General features: G+C 69.0%; 17 protein-coding genes. 5 read left to right on the top strand and 12 right to left on the bottom strand.

Annotated features, from left to right (window positions below; genetic code table 11):
• The first annotated feature begins 815 nt into the window (after nucleotides 1-815).
• The 3 genes from ACYVK5_RS18840 to ACYVK5_RS18830 all read left to right on the top strand — a co-directional run bounded on the left by ACYVK5_RS18840 (nucleotide 816) and on the right by ACYVK5_RS18830 (nucleotide 2,011).
• Entirely contained in the window at nucleotides 816-1,301 is a 486-nt protein-coding gene (locus tag ACYVK5_RS18840) for a hypothetical protein (protein ID WP_460707498.1), read from the top strand.
• Nucleotides 1,302-1,424: 123 nt separating this feature from the next.
• Nucleotides 1,425-1,631: a type II toxin-antitoxin system HicA family toxin gene (locus ACYVK5_RS18835; RefSeq protein WP_460707497.1), complete on the top strand. Its 207-nt coding sequence runs from the start codon at nucleotides 1,425-1,427 to the stop codon at nucleotides 1,629-1,631.
• A complete protein-coding gene (locus ACYVK5_RS18830) occupies nucleotides 1,628-2,011 on the top strand; it encodes a type II toxin-antitoxin system HicB family antitoxin (protein WP_460707496.1) in 384 nt (127 codons plus the stop codon). Before ACYVK5_RS18835 ends, ACYVK5_RS18830 begins: the two co-directional genes overlap by 4 nt.
• A gap of 426 nt (nucleotides 2,012-2,437) precedes the next feature.
• On the opposite strand, the gene fxlA is transcribed toward ACYVK5_RS18830, so the two are convergent.
• The 4 genes from fxlA to ACYVK5_RS18810 all read right to left on the bottom strand — a co-directional run bounded on the left by fxlA (nucleotide 2,438) and on the right by ACYVK5_RS18810 (nucleotide 4,529).
• A complete protein-coding gene (fxlA, locus tag ACYVK5_RS18825; RefSeq protein ID WP_460707495.1) occupies nucleotides 2,438-2,596 on the bottom strand; it encodes an FxLD family lanthipeptide in 159 nt (52 codons plus the stop codon).
• 268 nt (nucleotides 2,597-2,864) lie between these two features.
• Nucleotides 2,865-3,242 (bottom strand): hypothetical protein, encoded by a 378-nt coding sequence (locus ACYVK5_RS18820; protein ID WP_460707494.1) that lies wholly within the window; start codon nucleotides 3,240-3,242, stop codon nucleotides 2,865-2,867.
• A 145-nt stretch (nucleotides 3,243-3,387) separates the two neighbouring features.
• On the bottom strand, nucleotides 3,388-3,645 hold the full coding sequence (locus ACYVK5_RS18815) for a KOW domain-containing RNA-binding protein (RefSeq protein WP_460707493.1): 258 nt from the start codon (nucleotides 3,643-3,645) through the stop codon (nucleotides 3,388-3,390).
• On the bottom strand, nucleotides 3,642-4,529 hold the full coding sequence (locus ACYVK5_RS18810) for an HAD family hydrolase (protein ID WP_460707492.1): 888 nt from the start codon (nucleotides 4,527-4,529) through the stop codon (nucleotides 3,642-3,644). The genes ACYVK5_RS18815 and ACYVK5_RS18810 overlap by 4 nt, the downstream gene beginning before the upstream one ends.
• A 268-nt stretch (nucleotides 4,530-4,797) precedes the next feature.
• On the opposite strand from ACYVK5_RS18810, the gene ACYVK5_RS18805 reads away from it, so the two are divergent.
• Nucleotides 4,798-6,021: a helix-turn-helix domain-containing protein gene (locus tag ACYVK5_RS18805; protein ID WP_460707491.1), complete on the top strand. Its 1,224-nt coding sequence runs from the start codon at nucleotides 4,798-4,800 to the stop codon at nucleotides 6,019-6,021.
• Nucleotides 6,022-6,033: 12 nt separating this feature from the next.
• Nucleotides 6,034-6,249, top strand: a complete 216-nt coding sequence (locus ACYVK5_RS18800) for a hypothetical protein (protein WP_460707490.1) — start codon at nucleotides 6,034-6,036, stop codon at nucleotides 6,247-6,249.
• Nucleotides 6,250-6,565: 316 nt separating this feature from the next.
• Here the strand turns inward: ACYVK5_RS18800 and ACYVK5_RS18795 are convergent, their stop codons facing one another.
• The 8 genes from ACYVK5_RS18795 to ACYVK5_RS18760 form a co-directional block, all read right to left on the bottom strand.
• Entirely contained in the window at nucleotides 6,566-7,102 is a 537-nt protein-coding gene (locus ACYVK5_RS18795) for a class IV adenylate cyclase (RefSeq protein WP_460707489.1), read from the bottom strand.
• 201 nt (nucleotides 7,103-7,303) lie between these two features.
• On the bottom strand, nucleotides 7,304-7,711 hold the full coding sequence (locus ACYVK5_RS18790) for a hypothetical protein (protein ID WP_460707488.1): 408 nt from the start codon (nucleotides 7,709-7,711) through the stop codon (nucleotides 7,304-7,306).
• A 76-nt stretch (nucleotides 7,712-7,787) separates the two neighbouring features.
• On the bottom strand, nucleotides 7,788-8,570 hold the full coding sequence (locus ACYVK5_RS18785; protein WP_460707487.1) for an HpcH/HpaI aldolase family protein: 783 nt from the start codon (nucleotides 8,568-8,570) through the stop codon (nucleotides 7,788-7,790).
• A complete protein-coding gene (locus tag ACYVK5_RS18780) occupies nucleotides 8,555-9,340 on the bottom strand; it encodes a fumarylacetoacetate hydrolase family protein (protein ID WP_460707485.1) in 786 nt (261 codons plus the stop codon). The genes ACYVK5_RS18785 and ACYVK5_RS18780 overlap by 16 nt, the downstream gene beginning before the upstream one ends.
• Nucleotides 9,340-10,479: a 3,4-dihydroxyphenylacetate 2,3-dioxygenase gene (hpaD, locus tag ACYVK5_RS18775; protein ID WP_460707484.1), complete on the bottom strand. Its 1,140-nt coding sequence runs from the start codon at nucleotides 10,477-10,479 to the stop codon at nucleotides 9,340-9,342. Before hpaD ends, ACYVK5_RS18780 begins: the two co-directional genes overlap by 1 nt.
• Nucleotides 10,480-10,507: 28 nt before the next feature.
• Nucleotides 10,508-12,013 carry a 5-carboxymethyl-2-hydroxymuconate semialdehyde dehydrogenase gene (gene hpaE / locus ACYVK5_RS18770; protein WP_460707483.1) on the bottom strand — a complete coding sequence of 502 codons (1,506 nt, stop codon included), beginning with the start codon at nucleotides 12,011-12,013 and terminating at the stop codon, nucleotides 10,508-10,510.
• The gene (locus tag ACYVK5_RS18765) at nucleotides 12,010-12,711 is read right to left on the bottom strand and encodes a GntR family transcriptional regulator (RefSeq protein ID WP_460707482.1); all 702 of its coding nucleotides are present in this window, start codon (nucleotides 12,709-12,711) and stop codon (nucleotides 12,010-12,012) included. Before ACYVK5_RS18765 ends, hpaE begins: the two co-directional genes overlap by 4 nt.
• Nucleotides 12,708-14,213: a fumarylacetoacetate hydrolase family protein gene (locus tag ACYVK5_RS18760; RefSeq protein WP_460707481.1), complete on the bottom strand. Its 1,506-nt coding sequence runs from the start codon at nucleotides 14,211-14,213 to the stop codon at nucleotides 12,708-12,710. The genes ACYVK5_RS18765 and ACYVK5_RS18760 overlap by 4 nt, the downstream gene beginning before the upstream one ends.
• Nucleotide 14,214 lies beyond the last annotated feature (1 nt).

Here is a 14,214-nt window from a genome sequence, read left to right as displayed (position 1 = left end):
CCTGCCCCCAGCCTACGAACTCACGAAGACCGGGGTCTCACGAAAGCCTGGCAGATAGGGCCCGTCTGTCACGACCAGGGTCGATCCGGAGCGGGGGACGCGAACGGTCCACCAGGAGTTTCCCACCACCGACGACATGCTCCTCGGGCAGATGTGCGCGCACGGCCGTCACTACAGCCTCAGCGTCTACAGTGACCATCTCGACAACTCAGAGGCCGAGGCGGCAACGCTACTGAACGCCTTGACGCAGATGGCGCAAGACTCCAAGTGAGCCTGGTACCGGAACACTGAACGGTCCTCCGCGACGATGCCGATCGATCCAACGATCGCGTCGCATCCGAGGGCAGAACGATCAATGCGGACGAGCCGGGCCATACGCCGGGTAGGTGCTGCTGGGGAAACGCAGGGGGACGGCTGGACGCGGCTTCGGCCGGGAACGTTGGAATTCCAGCGATCCCGGCCGATGGCATGATTGGCGTCCGACGGCGGTTCGCGAGCATCTTGCGGACCGTGTGCGGACTGACCGAAGCGGCTCGCGCGGCGCCACTCGCGCCACGACCGCCACGTCATCGGCACCGACTACAGCTCGAAGTCGGATCTGGGGGGGGACGGCGGGCACTGGCCACGTTGCGAGCGCTGGAATCTCGCTGTTTCTGCGTTGGACAGCGCCGGGCGGATCGGGCTGACGCCGCACATCTTGTGGACCTTCCATGGACTGACCACGTCTCGGCCTCGCGCCCGCTCCAGCAGGAGTCTCGCGCAGGTCCGCAGTATGTGCTCTTGTCACTGGTCACAGAGGCCGGGATCCTTGCCGCATGAGTGGATGGCTCGATGGATGGGCTGGTGGCGTACTCGCCGCCTCGGTGACGGTGCTGGCGACGTTCTGGTGGGATGCGCGAGTCCGGCGCAGGAACAAGCTCGATGGTGCGGTTGCGGCTCTCTCTGCTGCTGCGTGGGATGCTGGCAATGCGGCGCGACGGATGAAGAGTGGTCCTCGGGTGCGTGAACGCGAGCTGGGTACCTCCGTGCGGACGTTGGTGCTCTCCCTGCTTGAGGTGCAGGCTCATGGCTTCCGATCCCGGTTCGGTTGCAGCCGAGGCTTGGCACTGACGATCAAGGCCCTCGCGGATGCCTTGGCCGAGATGGAGTCACGTGGGCTCTCTAAGCATGACGGGCCGAAGCTGGCGAGACTTTGCGCGGCGATGCAGACAACGTGCTACGAGTGGATGCGGAACCCCTGGCTGTTCTGGCGTCGGACCGATCGATCGAAGAGATTCCTGGACCGGGTGGCTCAGGAGTGAGGACTGACTGAGAGGGCATCGCCGTGCTCGTAGTGCGGTTGAGCACAGCCAACAGAGCGAGTTGACCCGTCGAATGTCTAGTCACGCTTTCCTTGATCCGTCTAGTGCTCATAGACTAGCCTGATGGTCAGTAGTCAACCCACACGCAAGGTCCTGAAGGAACTTCGCGACGCCGGTTTCACGCCCGGCCGTACGGTCGGCTCCCACACCCAGTGGAAGCACCCGAGCGGCGTGAGCGTGTCCGTTCCGGACGGGCATCGGCAGATCAGCCCGGGCGTCTACCGCAAGGTCCTCAAGGCGATCAAGGACAGCAAGGAGGGCACCAAGTGACCAGCACCTATCAGGCCACCGTCACCCGCGAGGACGGGTGGTGGATGGTCCACGTCCCTGAAATCGACGGCCTCACCCAGGCCCGGCGCCTGGCCGACGTCGAACAGATGGCACGCGAACTCATCGCCGTCACCCGCGACGTTCCTGTCGAGGACATCGCGGTGAACGTCTCCATCGACGCGGTCGCCGGCATCAAGATCCGCGATGTCCTTGATGTCGTTGCTGCCGAACGCGCAGAAGCCAAGCGCCTCGACGCCGACGCATCGGCCAAGACCGCAGCCCTGGCACGCAAGCTCGTCGACAAGGGCATCGCCCAACGCGACGTAGGCAAGATCCTCGGCGTCTCACACCAGCGCGTCAACCAGCTCGTACAGCACTGACACCAGACAAAGACCCGTCCGACGGGTCTGTCCGAATAGCGGCTCTGTCGCACTTCCGGTGGTCGACCGCTCGTCCCGTGACAGGTCCTGCTCCGACAGCCCCAGGGTGGCGTCGCCGTGGTGCCGCCCGCCGACCGCGACCACCGGAATTGCGACAGAGCCCGAATAGCGGTGGGTCAGGCTTGGCCTGACGCGCCGTTATTCAGACAGACCCCCACGTTCCGGCAGGAGGCCGGGTCGTCAGTGTGGGGCCACCAGCCTGGCGTGACGGTCTGCGGGCTGATGGCCGCGCGCAGGACGATCGGGCCGATGTGCTTCAAGAGTCTGGGTCGCGCCACAGTGCTCACCTTCCGGGTCGCTCGTTTCGCCGGCGCTGCACGGGCCGGGGTGCAGGAGCCGGCCCGTGCAGCGGTCAGTCGTGCCTGGTCAGTCGCTGGTGCAGGCCGATTCGCAGGTCGTGCCGCAGCCGTCGCCCGAGTCGCAGCCCGTCGGCACAGCGACGGGCGCGTCGACGATCTCGAACGACAGCTCCCAGCCGTCCAGCGTGACGTCCGAGGTGGCCGGGGTGATGGTGTCGGTAGTCATGGACACAGTTCTCCTTCCAAACGGGGTACGTCCGGGGAACCCCGGACGTCCAACGCCACACGATGTGGTGGCGTAGGTCTTCGTCATTGCGAGTGGATCTGCCCTGGTCGCGGGCAGCGCTTCAACGGCTCTTCTGGGGGTGGGTCGGGACTCGGGGCGCGAGCCCCGACCCACCGTCTCCCGCCGGGGGTGGCGGGCCTACGGCCAGGCGCTGCTGCGACAGTGCAGGAACGTCGGGGGCGCGCGCCCAGCCGCAAGTTCTCGGGGATCACCTGGGATGTCGCTCCGCCGGGTGTTTGGAGTGTCTGCCGCGCGCGGTGTCGAAGTCGCGGCGTGGCATCACCTGTTCAAGCGCTCCACGGACCGGGGCACTCGGCGCGCCGAGCACAACGCACGCCGCGCCGACGCCGGCGAGTTCCTTCTCCAGTTTCTTGCGCGCGGCCGACAGGAGCGCGTCGCCGGGCAGGATCACCACCTCGGTGCTCTGGTCCATGGCGTGTTGGGTGAGCTGGCTGATCGTGGCCGTGTCACGACGGTCCTCTACCACATGCACCAGCAGGTAGCCGTGGTCGCGGGCGTGGCTTTGCACGACGGCGAGCTGCGCGGCGTCACGGGCGTAACCGACTGCGACAGCGTGCGAGGCCATGGTCACCCCTTCCAGAGGCGAGTGAGCGGCCGAGCGTGTGGCCGTGGGAGTGATTCGGCATGCCGGTCTCACCGCCGTACCCGCGATGCGTGCCGCGCGCCCAGCAGGACGGCGAGCAGGACGATGTACCCGATCAGGACCCACGTCATGGCGTCGCCCTGTCCGCAGGCTCCAGCTCGTGGGGTGCCAGGAGTGCCCGGTCGAACCCGCCGCGATCGATGTGGACCCGGATAGCCCAGGCTCCCGGTAGGTCGACTTCGACCACCACTCCGGTCGTACCCAGCAGCAGGCGCGGTCCGTCCACGACCCGTACCCGGTCACCCACCTGCCACTGTGGCGGGCGCCGCTTGGCGCCGTGGGCTGTCTCGGCGGTGAAGTCTTCCTCGCCCTCGAAGATGCTCATCGCTCACCCGCCCCCGCTCGGGTCGGCAGCGGCTCGGACTCGCGGGTGGACATAGTCAGGGTGTCCAGTGCGGCTGCGGCTCCGTGGTGGTCAATCGAGCCGGTGATGTAGTCCGCGGCGTCCTTCACGGCCTGGGGCGCGCCGCCCATGGCGAACCCATGCTGGACCTGGTGCAGCAGCCGGACGTCGTTGGCGCCGCTACCGATCGCTGCGGTGTCGTCGGGGTGGATGCCCCATTGGTGGCGCAGCGTGTTGGCCTCGGCCGCCTTGGACAGCCCACGCGCCGTAATGTTGAGCCAGTCATCGGCGGCCGGCGTCACGGTGAACCCCGCGCCCTCGATCTGCGGAGCGAACGCGGCGATCCCGGGCGCGTGCACGACAGTGCGCGGGGTGTGCTCCGACCACAACACGCGCTCGTCCACGACGTGCTGCAGACCGCTAAGCCGGCCCGTAGCGAACGGCTTGTTGACGCGCCACCCGACCCCGACCTGCTCGACAGCCATGCTGACCTGCGGAGCCACCGCCATGGCCACCGTGAGCGCGGCCCACGGGTCGAACACCCGCTTGCGCACGATCTCGAAGGGACGGCGCCGGTTCCCGGTCAGTTCGGCGGTGACCGCGCCGTTGGAGGCGATGAAGACCGAGCCCTTGCCCAGTCCCAGGAGTTCAGCGATCGGCAAGACACTCAACGCGGACCGGCCCGTGCACGGCACCACCTTGATGCCCCTCGCGATCGCCGCTGCCACCGCACGACGCGCCGGCTCCGGCACGACATCTTCCCCTTCACGCACAAGCGTGCCGTCAAGTTCAAGGAACGCTGCCTTCACCGGGCGGTGGGTCGTAGGGGGTTTCTGGGGCGTGGATTCCTGTGGGATTCTCGTCATGTCGTGCTCCGGTAGATCGAGTTCGAAAACTTTCCGGCGACAGAACCTTCCTTGCCGCCGTGATCTACCTTGACAAGCGTCAATTCATTTGAGCGCCACATTCTTGTAGCGCCACACAAGTGTGGCGACACAAGGGTGTAGCGCCACAAAGTGTGGCGGTCGAGGTACGTGCTGACGTGGTATTCCATGTCGTGGGGCATGTTCACCTACGCCGACGGGGCGTAGGGTAGGGAATCTCCGCCCGCCCCCACTAGCGTTGGGACACCCGATGGACGACGAACTGATCGGTAAGCGGATCAAGCATCTCCGCGAGGCGCGTGACATCACACAGATCGCGGTCGCCCAAGAGGCCAAGATCAGCTACTCGTTGATGCGGAAGATCGAGTCGGGAGAGCGCGACGTCACCCAGACCGTCGCCACGGCCGTCGCCCGTGCTTTGCACGTAGAGATCGCAACGATCACTGGCCAGCCGTACGACACCGAGGGCCCGCGACGCGACCGCATCCACGATCTCATCCCTGACCTACGGACCGCGCTGGCTTTCTGGGATCTGCCGCCCGACCTCGAAGTCGCGCCCCGCCCTGTCGCAGACCTGGTCGCCGAGGCCCGACAGGTCAACGAGTTGCGCCGTCTCGACCGGAACACGAAGGTCGTCGAACGCCTACCCGCACTGATCCATGAGGCATTGACCGCGTTCCACGGGAACTCGGACGTGCAGGAGCGTGCAGTCATCGCAGACGTCCTGATGACTCTGATGTACGGCGCGCGCTCGGCCGCTTTCAAGTGCGGCTACGACGATCTGGTGATCGTCGTGGGTGACCGCATCCAATGGGTGGCGGAGCAGATACAGGACCCGCTCATGAAGGCATTCGGGGCATGGAACCAAGCCATCTCCTTGGCTCGCTACGGCTCCTATGGAATGGGTCTGCGGCTGATGGAGCGAGCGCGTGCCGCGATCGAAGACACTGCCAGCAACGACGCCCGCCTGTTGTGTGCCACAGGCTCGCTCTACCTACGCTCAGCCGACTCGGCGGCCCGCGCCGGCAAGTCCGACGACGCCATGGCCTACCTCGCCGAAGCGCGGCAGATCGCGGCGCATCTACCTGAAGACACGGATAGCGACTGGAAGAACTTGTCGACATTCGGTCCGTCAAACGTCGTCATCCACGGGGTGGTGGTGGCCCTTGAATTTCAGGACAGCGCCCTGGCACTATCACTGGCTGACGAACTTCCCATGTCCGAGTCCGTGACTTCCCGGTTCCCGACCCGTGTCGGACACCATCACATGGACCTCGCTCGCGCGTACCTTTGGCAGGGGGAACGCGAGAAGGCACTCAACAGCCTCATGAACGCGCGCAAGGCCGCACCCCAGCAGACAAGGCACCACCCCACGACCCGAGAGGTGACCGGTATCCTGGTGCGCACCCACCGCCGCAGCAACGAATCACTCGCCCGATTCGCCGCATGGGTCGGCCCCCAGGAAGAGTGGTGACACTGTCTCATGGTGAACGTCAGCATCGTCCTGGCCGCCCTCATCCTGGCCGCAGTCACCTTCGTGGTCGGCTATCTGCTCGGACAGCGTCAGAAGCCACAGACTCCACACCCTGCCTCTCCTTCGGATGCCTCGACTTCGACGCTCGGGGAGGACGAGGACGATGGCGAACTTGATGGCGAGGAAGGGCAGAAGAGACCAGAAGGACTCTACGGGTACAACGACTAGCCCGTCGGAGATCTGCCTGAAACGACAAGACCCTGGACACCTACTCGCACCTCTGGCCGGACGAAGACCGCACGCGCGAGGCCGTGGACAACGTCCTCGTCGAGAGCCTTGCGGACCATCCGCGGGGGACGAGCCGGCCACCGACGTCGCCAGGCTCATCCTGGATGCCCTGCGATCCCGGCATCCGGGAGGGTCAGAGGTCATCCGGAAAGGCCTCGCGGCCGGCGTCGACCACGACGTTTCGGCCCGTGGGAGCGGAGCCATCAACCGAAACGTCGTGGTCGCGCGCAGCCGCCACGGGTTTCCGAATGACCTCTCAGATTGATTGGGCTCGCACGAGCGAGTCGTACGTCTCGGTCGTGCGCTCCGCGTCGATGCCCAAGGAGACAACCCAGTCGGCAAGTTCGCACTGCACCGCCTCGCCGTCCACATCCTCAGGCACCAGGCGCTCCAGCTCGATGAACGCGCCGAGACCTTCGACGTCGTCCACACACACCGCCACGCCCCCGACCCGCCCGGTCCGGCGGGTCTTGGCGATACGCACCGTCGGAACGAAGCCCATCGCGCAGATCGCCGCGTGCATCTGCTCGCGGTCCGTCACCACCGATTCGAACTCGTCACACGACAGCGCGTTCTCCGCAGGACGCTTCAGCGTGAACGTGTGCCGCCCATCCACGGTCCGCAACCGCACGAACGACACCCCGCCCTTGTCATCGCCATACGACCAGCCCACCGGGGCATACGCCTGATCGTCCTGGAACACCCCACCGTCCAGATCGACGCCACGCTCCTTCAGCGCCAACAGCAACGACTCGGCATCCCGCACACGAAACTTGACCTCAACCTCACGCATGCCCCGAACCGTACGCCAGCAACCTCCATGAGGGCATCTGGGATCTTGCCCGCCAACCCTGCATCCCCTGGGCATCCCAGCGACGGCTGGCACTGCAGTCTCCGTGCGTCCCCGCGGTACGACGTCGTAAGCAAGACCTCCGTTCCCAGGCCGTCAGCCGACCGGCCACGCAAAGGCCGCTCGGAGGTGCCGAATCGCAGGTCACTCATGGGCATCGAGGATCCGGTCGGCCTCGGCCTCGCTGAGGAACCCGTCCGCCAGGAGCGACTCGACGTCCTCCTCGGAGGCGCCGGGCAGCACGCCGTCGATCGGGTCCACCTCACGCGGCACCCACGAACTCAGGCCGGCGAGCCGCTCGAACATCTCCTCGGTACTCAGCCGCTCGACATGCCGCTGCAGCACGATCTCCTCGACAGATGGCTCCACGCCAAGCACTCGCGCACGGGCGATCACCCGGTGAACGCTCGCCTGCGACATGTGAACCGCCTGCGCGATCTCACGCTGCGGCATCCCGGACTCCGCGGCCAGGTAGATGCGACGGGTCCGTTCGATATCCGCAAGCCGTGACAGGGCGTAGGCGAACCGCAGGTCGGATGCGCCGACGTGCACTGCTTCGTTCGAAATGACGACCCCCTTCGCACCAACACTAGCGCGTGATTCATTCTGAATCAATGTGCGACAGCTCTTACTCCCCGGTCCACGTGTCCGCGAGGGCTTCGGACCCGCGGGCGAGCAGGGACACGTCGGCACCGACGAGGACGAAGGACGCTCCCGCGGCCAGGTGGTCGCGGGCCACGGCGGGGTCGAAGGCGTTGACCCCGACGGGCTTGCCGGCGGCGCGCACGGCCTCGAAGGTCCGGCGCACCGCGGCGATCACGTCCGGGTGCGTCTGCTGTCCCAGCAGCCCCATGGATGCCGCGAGGTCGCTGGGGCCGACGAACACGCCGTCGACCCCGTCGACCGCCGCGATCGCGGCGGCGTTCTGGACGGCGGTGGCCGACTCGATCTGCACGAACAGCGAGACGTGGCGGTCGGCGTCGGCCATGTAGTTCTCGACGCGGCTCCAGCGTGCGCCGCGCGACAGCGCGCCGCCCACCCCGCGCACGCCGCGCGGCGGGTAGCGCACGGCCCGCACGACGGCGCGGGCCTGCTCGGCCGTGTCGACCATGGGCACCAGCACGTTCTGCGCGCCCAGGTCGAGCAACTGCTTGAGCACGACGGTGTCGCCCGACGGCGCGCGCACGACCGGCGTGACCGGGTACGGCGCCACCGCCTGGAGGAGCGCCGCGGTGGTCTCCAGGCCGATCGGCGAGTGCTCGCCGTCGATCAGGAGCCAGTCCAGGCCGGCGCTGGCGCAGATCTCCGCGACCAGCGGACTGCCGGTACACACCCACATCCCGACCTGCGGCCGGGCGGAGCCGGCGATGCGGTCGCGGAACGTGGGCGGGAGGGTCAGACGAATCGGCATGTGATGGTTCCCATCTGTCCGTAGTCGGCCAGCACCTCGTCCCCGCGCGAGACCCACAGGGGCCGCGTGAAGGATCCGGCGAGGATGATCTCGCCCGCCTCCAGCCGGGCGCCGTGGTGGTGGAACTTGTTGGCGAGCCAGGCGACGCCGCGCGCCGGGTGGTCGAGCACGCCGGCGGCGACGCCGGTCTCCTCGATCTGGCCGTTGCGGTACAGCAGCCCGGGCACCCAGCGCAGGTCGATCTCGTCCGGGTGCCTGCTGGTCTCGCCGAGCACCATGGCGCCGTAGGCGGCGTTGTCGCTGATCGTGTCCACGATCGTGCGGCCCTCGAGCTCGATGTGCGAGTTGAGCACCTCGAGCGCCGGGACCACGTGGTCGGTCGCGGCGAGCACGTCCTCGAGCGTGCAGTCCGGGCCCGCCAGGGGCGCGGCCAGGACGAAGGCGAGCTCGACCTCGATGCGCACGTTCGAGAACAGGTCGACCGGGATCTCGTCGCCGCTGGTGTACACCGTGTCGTCGAACATCACCCCGTAGTCGGGTTCGTCGATGCCGGTGGCCTGCTGCATCGCCTTGGACGTGAGCCCGATCTTGCGGCCCACCAGGCGCCGGCCGGACGCGAGCATCCGGTCGCGCCAGACGCCCTGGATCGCGTACGAGTCCTCGATCGTCGCCTCGGGGTAGCGCGCGGTGATCCGCGGGATCACGGCGTGCGCGCGGTCGGCCTCGGCGAGCTCCGCGGCGATGGCCGCGACGGTGTCGTGGCTGAGCATCAGAGCTGGTGTCCCAGCTTGTACTCCGTGGCCTCCTCCGGCCGGGTGTACGAGAACCCGTCGGCGCCGATGGTCACGGCCATCTCCGACGCGTCCGTGCGCGCGACGACGGGCTGCGGGTTGCCGTCCAGGTCCAGCACGAGCGACGCCTCCGTGTACCAGGACGGCACCACGGGGTTGCCCCACCAGTCGCGGCGCTGGTTGTCGTGCACGTCCCACGTGACCACCGGGTTGTCGGGGTCGCCCGTGTAATAGTCCTGCGTGTAGATCTCCACGCGGTGCCCGTCAGGATCGCGCAGGTACAGGTAGAACGCGTTCGACACACCGTGGCGGCCCGGCCCGCGCTCGATGCAGTCGGAGCGGCGCAGCGCGCCGAGCTTGTCGCAGATCGCCAGGATGTTGTGCTTCTCGTGGGTCGCGAACGCCACGTGGTGCATGCGCGGGCCGTCGCCGCCGGTCATCGCTGTGTCGTGCACGGTGGGCTTGCGGCGCATCCATGCCGCGTACACCGTGCCCTCCTCGTCCTGGATGTCCTCGGTGACGCGGAACCCCAGGTCCTGCATGAACTTCACGGCCCGCGGCACGTCCGGGGTCACCTGGTTGAAGTGGTCCAGGCGCACCAGTTCGCCGGGGGTGTGCAGGTCGTACCGCCACGACAGCCGCTCGACGTGCTGAGTGGCGTGGAAGAACTCGTACGGGAACCCGAGCGGGTCGATCACGCGCACCGACTCGCCGATGCCCTCGGTGAAACCGTCCGGGGCGCGGCGCACGTCGCAGCCGAGCTCGCCGTAGAAGGCGACGGCCTTGTCGAGGTCCTCCGGCGTGCGCACGCGGTAGGAGAACGCGGCTACGGCGGCGACGTCGCCCTGGCGCAGCACCAGGTTGTGGTGGATGAACTCCTCGGTCGAGCGCAGGTAGACGCTCCGGTCGTCCTCCTCGGTGACGTACAGGCCGAGGACATCCACGTAGAACTCGCGGGAGGCCGCGAGGTCCGTGACGACGAGCTCCATGTACGCGCAGCGCAGGATGTCCGGGGGTGCGGACCGCGGCGTCGCGACCGGGTTCGCGGAGCGGATCGGGGCCTCCTGGGAGACGTAGAAGCCCGAGGAGGTCAGGGTGCGGTCGTTCCTGTCGGTCATGTCAGCGTCCTTGCTGGTGCGGGGCCGGTCAGTGCTTGCCGAAGGTGGGGTTGTGCACCTCGCCGAGCGTGATGTGCACGGCCTGCTGGTCGGTGTAGAAGTCGATCGAGCGGTAGCCGCCCTCGTGGCCCAGGCCCGAGGCCTTGACCCCACCGAACGGGGTGCGCAGGTCCCGCACGTTGTTCGAGTTGAGCCAGACCATGCCTGCCTCGACCGCCTGGGAGAAGTTGTGCGCGCGCTTGAGGTCGTTGGTCCACACGTAGGCGGCCAGGCCGTACTTCACGCCGTTGGCCAGCTCGAGCGCCTCGGCCTCGGTGTCGAACGGCGTGATCGCCACGACCGGGCCGAAGATCTCCTCGGTGAAGATCCGGGCCGACGGCGCGACGTCCGCGAAGACCGTCGGGGCCACGTAGTTGCCGGTCTCGAAGCCGTCCGGGCGCCCGCCGCCCGCGACGAGCCGGCCCTCGGTCCTGCCGATCTCGATGTACGACATCACCTTGTCGTAGTGCTCGGGATGCACCAGCGCCCCGACCTCCGTGGCCGGGTCCGCCGGGTCCCCCACCACCACCCGCGCAGCCTGCGCCGCGTACCGCTCGACGAACTCGTCGTACACGGCGCGCTCCACGAGGATGCGGCTCCCGGCCGTGCAGCGCTCGCCGTTGAGGGAGAAGACGCCGAAGATCGTCGCGTCGACCGCGGCGTCCAGGTCGGCGTCGGCGAAGACGACGGCCGGGGACTTGCCACCCAGCTCCATCGACAGGCCCTTGAGGTACGGCGCGGCGTTGGCGAAGATGATCTGCCCGGTGCGGCTCTCGCCCGTGAACGAGATCAGCGGGACATCAGGATGCTTGACCAGCGCGTCCCCCGCGTCCTCCCCGAGGCCGTTGACCAGGTTGAACACGCCGTCGGGCAGCCCGGCCTCCTCGAAGATCCCCGCCCACAGCGACGCCGACAGCGGCGTGAACTCCGCCGGCTTGAGCACCACCGTGTTGCCGGTCGCCAGCGCCGGCGCGAGCTTCCACGACTCCAGCATGAACGGCGTGTTCCACGGCGTGATGAGCCCGGCGACACCGATCGGCTTGCGGTTGACGTAGTTGATCTGGCGCCCGGGCACCTTGTACGTGTCGTCGGCCTGCGCCACGACCAGGTCCGCGAAGAACCGGAAATTCTCCGCGGCCCGGCGCGCCTGCCCCAGCGCCTGCGTGATCGGCAGCCCGGAGTCGAAGCTCTCCAGCTCCGCGAGCCGGGCGTCGCGGGACTCGACGAGGTCCGCGATCCGGTGCAGCACCCGCGAGCGCTCGCGCGGCAGCAGCCGGGGCCACGGACCCTCGGTGAACGCCTCGCGTGCCGCGGCGACGGCGCGGTCGACGTCGGCGGCCTTTCCGGCCGCCGCCCGCACGTAGGCCCGGTTCGTCACCGGGTCCAGCACCTCGAACGTGTCGCCGCCGACCGAGTCGGCGAGCTTGCCGCCGATGTAGTGCTGGATGCGGCCGGGCAGCTCGGCGGGCACCCGGCGGGTCGTCTGGTCGGTCATCGTGTCTCCGTGTGTCGGGTGTCCAGGAAGGCCTGCATGGTCGCCCAGCGGTGGTTGCGGGCGGCGATCTCGATCTCGAGCGGGTCGGCGCGGGCGGCGATCAGGTCGAGGATGTGGGCGTGCTCCGCCACCGAGTCGTGCGCCCGGCCGGGGACGAAGGCGAACGTGGAGTCCCGCAGCCCGGACAGCCGGGCCCAGCCGCGGTGGACCATGTCGAGCAGCATCGGGTTGGGGCACGACTCGAACAGCACCGAGTGGAACTGCCGGTTCAGGGCGGTGAACGCGTGCGGGTCGAAGTGGTCGAGCAGCGAGCGCAGGTGCGCGTTCACCTCCGCCGCCCGCTCGAGGTCTGCGGCGGAGATGCGGGGCGCCGAGAGCCCGGTCGCCGCGCCCTCGACCACGCCGAGTGCCTGCATGGCGTCGGCGTACCCCTGCTCGTCGACCATCGCGACCCGCGCGCCGACGTTGCGCTCGTACGTCACCAGGCCTTCGGCCTCCAGCCGCCGGATCGCCTCGCGCACGGGGACGACGCTCATCGCGAGCTCGTCGGCGATGTTGCGCAGCACGAGGCGATAGCCCGGGCTGAGCTCGTGCAGCGCGATGCGGTCGCGCAGGTAGTCGTACGCGAGCTGGGACTTGCTGAGCGCGCCGGCGAAGGCTGCCTCGACGACCGGCGTCGTCACGTCCTCGGTCGTCATCGCGACTCCCTCCGCGTCTGGGCCTTCGATGACTCGTAGCGCGCCTGCCACTCGGCGTTCGGGGGGAACAGCCCGTCGATCGGGTGGCCCGCGGCGACCTGCTCGGCCACCCAGGCGTCCTGGTCCTCCTGGGCGAGGGTCGCGTCGGCGACCTCCTCGGCCAGGTGCGGCGGGACGACGACGACGCCGTCCGCGTCGCCCACGACGACGTCACCCGGGAGCACCGTCGCGCCACCGCAGGCGACGGCGACGTCGGTGTCCCACGGCACGTGCCGGCGGCCGAGCACCGCGGGATGGGCGCCCTTGGAGAAGACGGCGAGCCCGGTCGCGGCCACGGCGTCGAAGTCGCGCACGCCACCGTCTGTCACGACACCCGCGGCACCGCGCACCTTCGCGCGCAGGGCGAGGACGTCGCCGAGGGTCGCCGAACCGGTCTCGCCGCGCGCCTCGATGACGACGACCTCACCCGGGCCGACGGCGTCGAACGTGCGCTTCTGCGCGTTGTACCCCCCGCCGTGCGCGGCGAACAGGTCCTCGCGGTTCGGCACGAAGCGCAGCGTCCGCGCGCGGCCCACGATCGTCGCGCCCGGCGCGTTCGGCCGCACGCCCTCGATGATCACGTTGTTCAGACCGCGCTTGCGCAGCTGGGCCGAGAGCCCGGCGACCGGCGCGCGCCGCAGCTTGCCGGCGAGCTCGTCGGTGAGCACGAACGGATCGGGCTCGGCGGCGAGGCCCGCCGCCTCGCGGCTGCCCCACGCCTCGGCGCGCTGCGTGTCGTCGATCTTCGGGCCGGCGCCGACGTCGCCGAACGGCACGTCGCCCTGCACCACGGTGGTCACCAGGCGGCCCGACGTCGGAGCCCCGGGTGCCGTCGGGGCGTCCACCTCCACCTCGACGACGTCGCCCGGCACCACGACGCTCGACCCGGCGGGCGTGCCGGTGAGGACGACGTCGCCCCGTTCGAGCGTGAGGTGCTGGGAGAGGTCGGCGACGATCTGCGCGAACGGGAACAGCAGCGCGTCGGCTCCGGTGGTGTCCTCCTGCACGAGCTCGCCGTTGACCCAGGTGCGCACGCGCAGCCCGGCCGGGTCGACCGCCCGGGCGTCGATGAGGGCGGGACCGAGCGGCGTGTAGCCGTCGCGGCCCTTGGAGCGCACGTTCGAGCCCTTGTCCGCCCACCGCAGGTCGTACACGCCGAGGTCGTTCGCGGCAGTCACGGCGGCGACGTGGTCCCACGCCCGCTCCACGGGCACGTGGCGGGCCGGCTCGCCGATGACCAGCGCCACCTCCCCCTCGAAGGCGAGCAGCTCCGTGCCCGCCGGCCGCTCGGCGACGCCGCCCGTGGCGGCGAGCGAGCTGGCCGGTTTCAGGAAGTACGACGGCGCCGCCGGGCGCCGCCCGCGCTGGTCGGCGCGCGAGACATAGGCGATGTGGACGGCGACGATCTTGCCCGGCCGCCGCTCGAGCGGCCCCGCCCCGGCGGCGTGTGCTTCGGTACCCATG

Source organism: Myceligenerans halotolerans (genome assembly GCF_054782975.1).
This window is presented reverse-complemented; position numbering and strand designations above follow the sequence as displayed.

What these genes read in the sequence shown, in the direction of transcription:
- ACYVK5_RS18795 (WP_460707489.1), bottom strand. Translation starts at nt 7,102, where the DNA reads ATGCGTGAGGTTGAGGTCAAGTTTCGTGTGCGGGATGCCGAGTCGTTG.
- ACYVK5_RS18820 (WP_460707494.1), bottom strand. Translation starts at nt 3,242, where the DNA reads ATGGCCTCGCACGCTGTCGCAGTCGGTTACGCCCGTGACGCCGCGCAG.
- ACYVK5_RS18835 (WP_460707497.1), top strand. Translation starts at nt 1,425, where the DNA reads ATGGTCAGTAGTCAACCCACACGCAAGGTCCTGAAGGAACTTCGCGAC.
- ACYVK5_RS18810 (WP_460707492.1), bottom strand. Translation starts at nt 4,529, where the DNA reads ATGACGAGAATCCCACAGGAATCCACGCCCCAGAAACCCCCTACGACC.
- fxlA (WP_460707495.1), bottom strand. Translation starts at nt 2,596, where the DNA reads ATGACTACCGACACCATCACCCCGGCCACCTCGGACGTCACGCTGGAC.
- hpaE (WP_460707483.1), bottom strand. Translation starts at nt 12,013, where the DNA reads ATGACCGACCAGACGACCCGCCGGGTGCCCGCCGAGCTGCCCGGCCGC.
- ACYVK5_RS18765 (WP_460707482.1), bottom strand. Translation starts at nt 12,711, where the DNA reads ATGACGACCGAGGACGTGACGACGCCGGTCGTCGAGGCAGCCTTCGCC.
- ACYVK5_RS18815 (WP_460707493.1), bottom strand. Translation starts at nt 3,645, where the DNA reads ATGAGCATCTTCGAGGGCGAGGAAGACTTCACCGCCGAGACAGCCCAC.
- ACYVK5_RS18760 (WP_460707481.1), bottom strand. Translation starts at nt 14,213, where the DNA reads ATGGGTACCGAAGCACACGCCGCCGGGGCGGGGCCGCTCGAGCGGCGG.
- ACYVK5_RS18805 (WP_460707491.1), top strand. Translation starts at nt 4,798, where the DNA reads ATGGACGACGAACTGATCGGTAAGCGGATCAAGCATCTCCGCGAGGCG.
- ACYVK5_RS18785 (WP_460707487.1), bottom strand. Translation starts at nt 8,570, where the DNA reads ATGCCGATTCGTCTGACCCTCCCGCCCACGTTCCGCGACCGCATCGCC.
- ACYVK5_RS18780 (WP_460707485.1), bottom strand. Translation starts at nt 9,340, where the DNA reads ATGCTCAGCCACGACACCGTCGCGGCCATCGCCGCGGAGCTCGCCGAG.
- hpaD (WP_460707484.1), bottom strand. Translation starts at nt 10,479, where the DNA reads ATGACCGACAGGAACGACCGCACCCTGACCTCCTCGGGCTTCTACGTC.
- ACYVK5_RS18840 (WP_460707498.1), top strand. Translation starts at nt 816, where the DNA reads ATGAGTGGATGGCTCGATGGATGGGCTGGTGGCGTACTCGCCGCCTCG.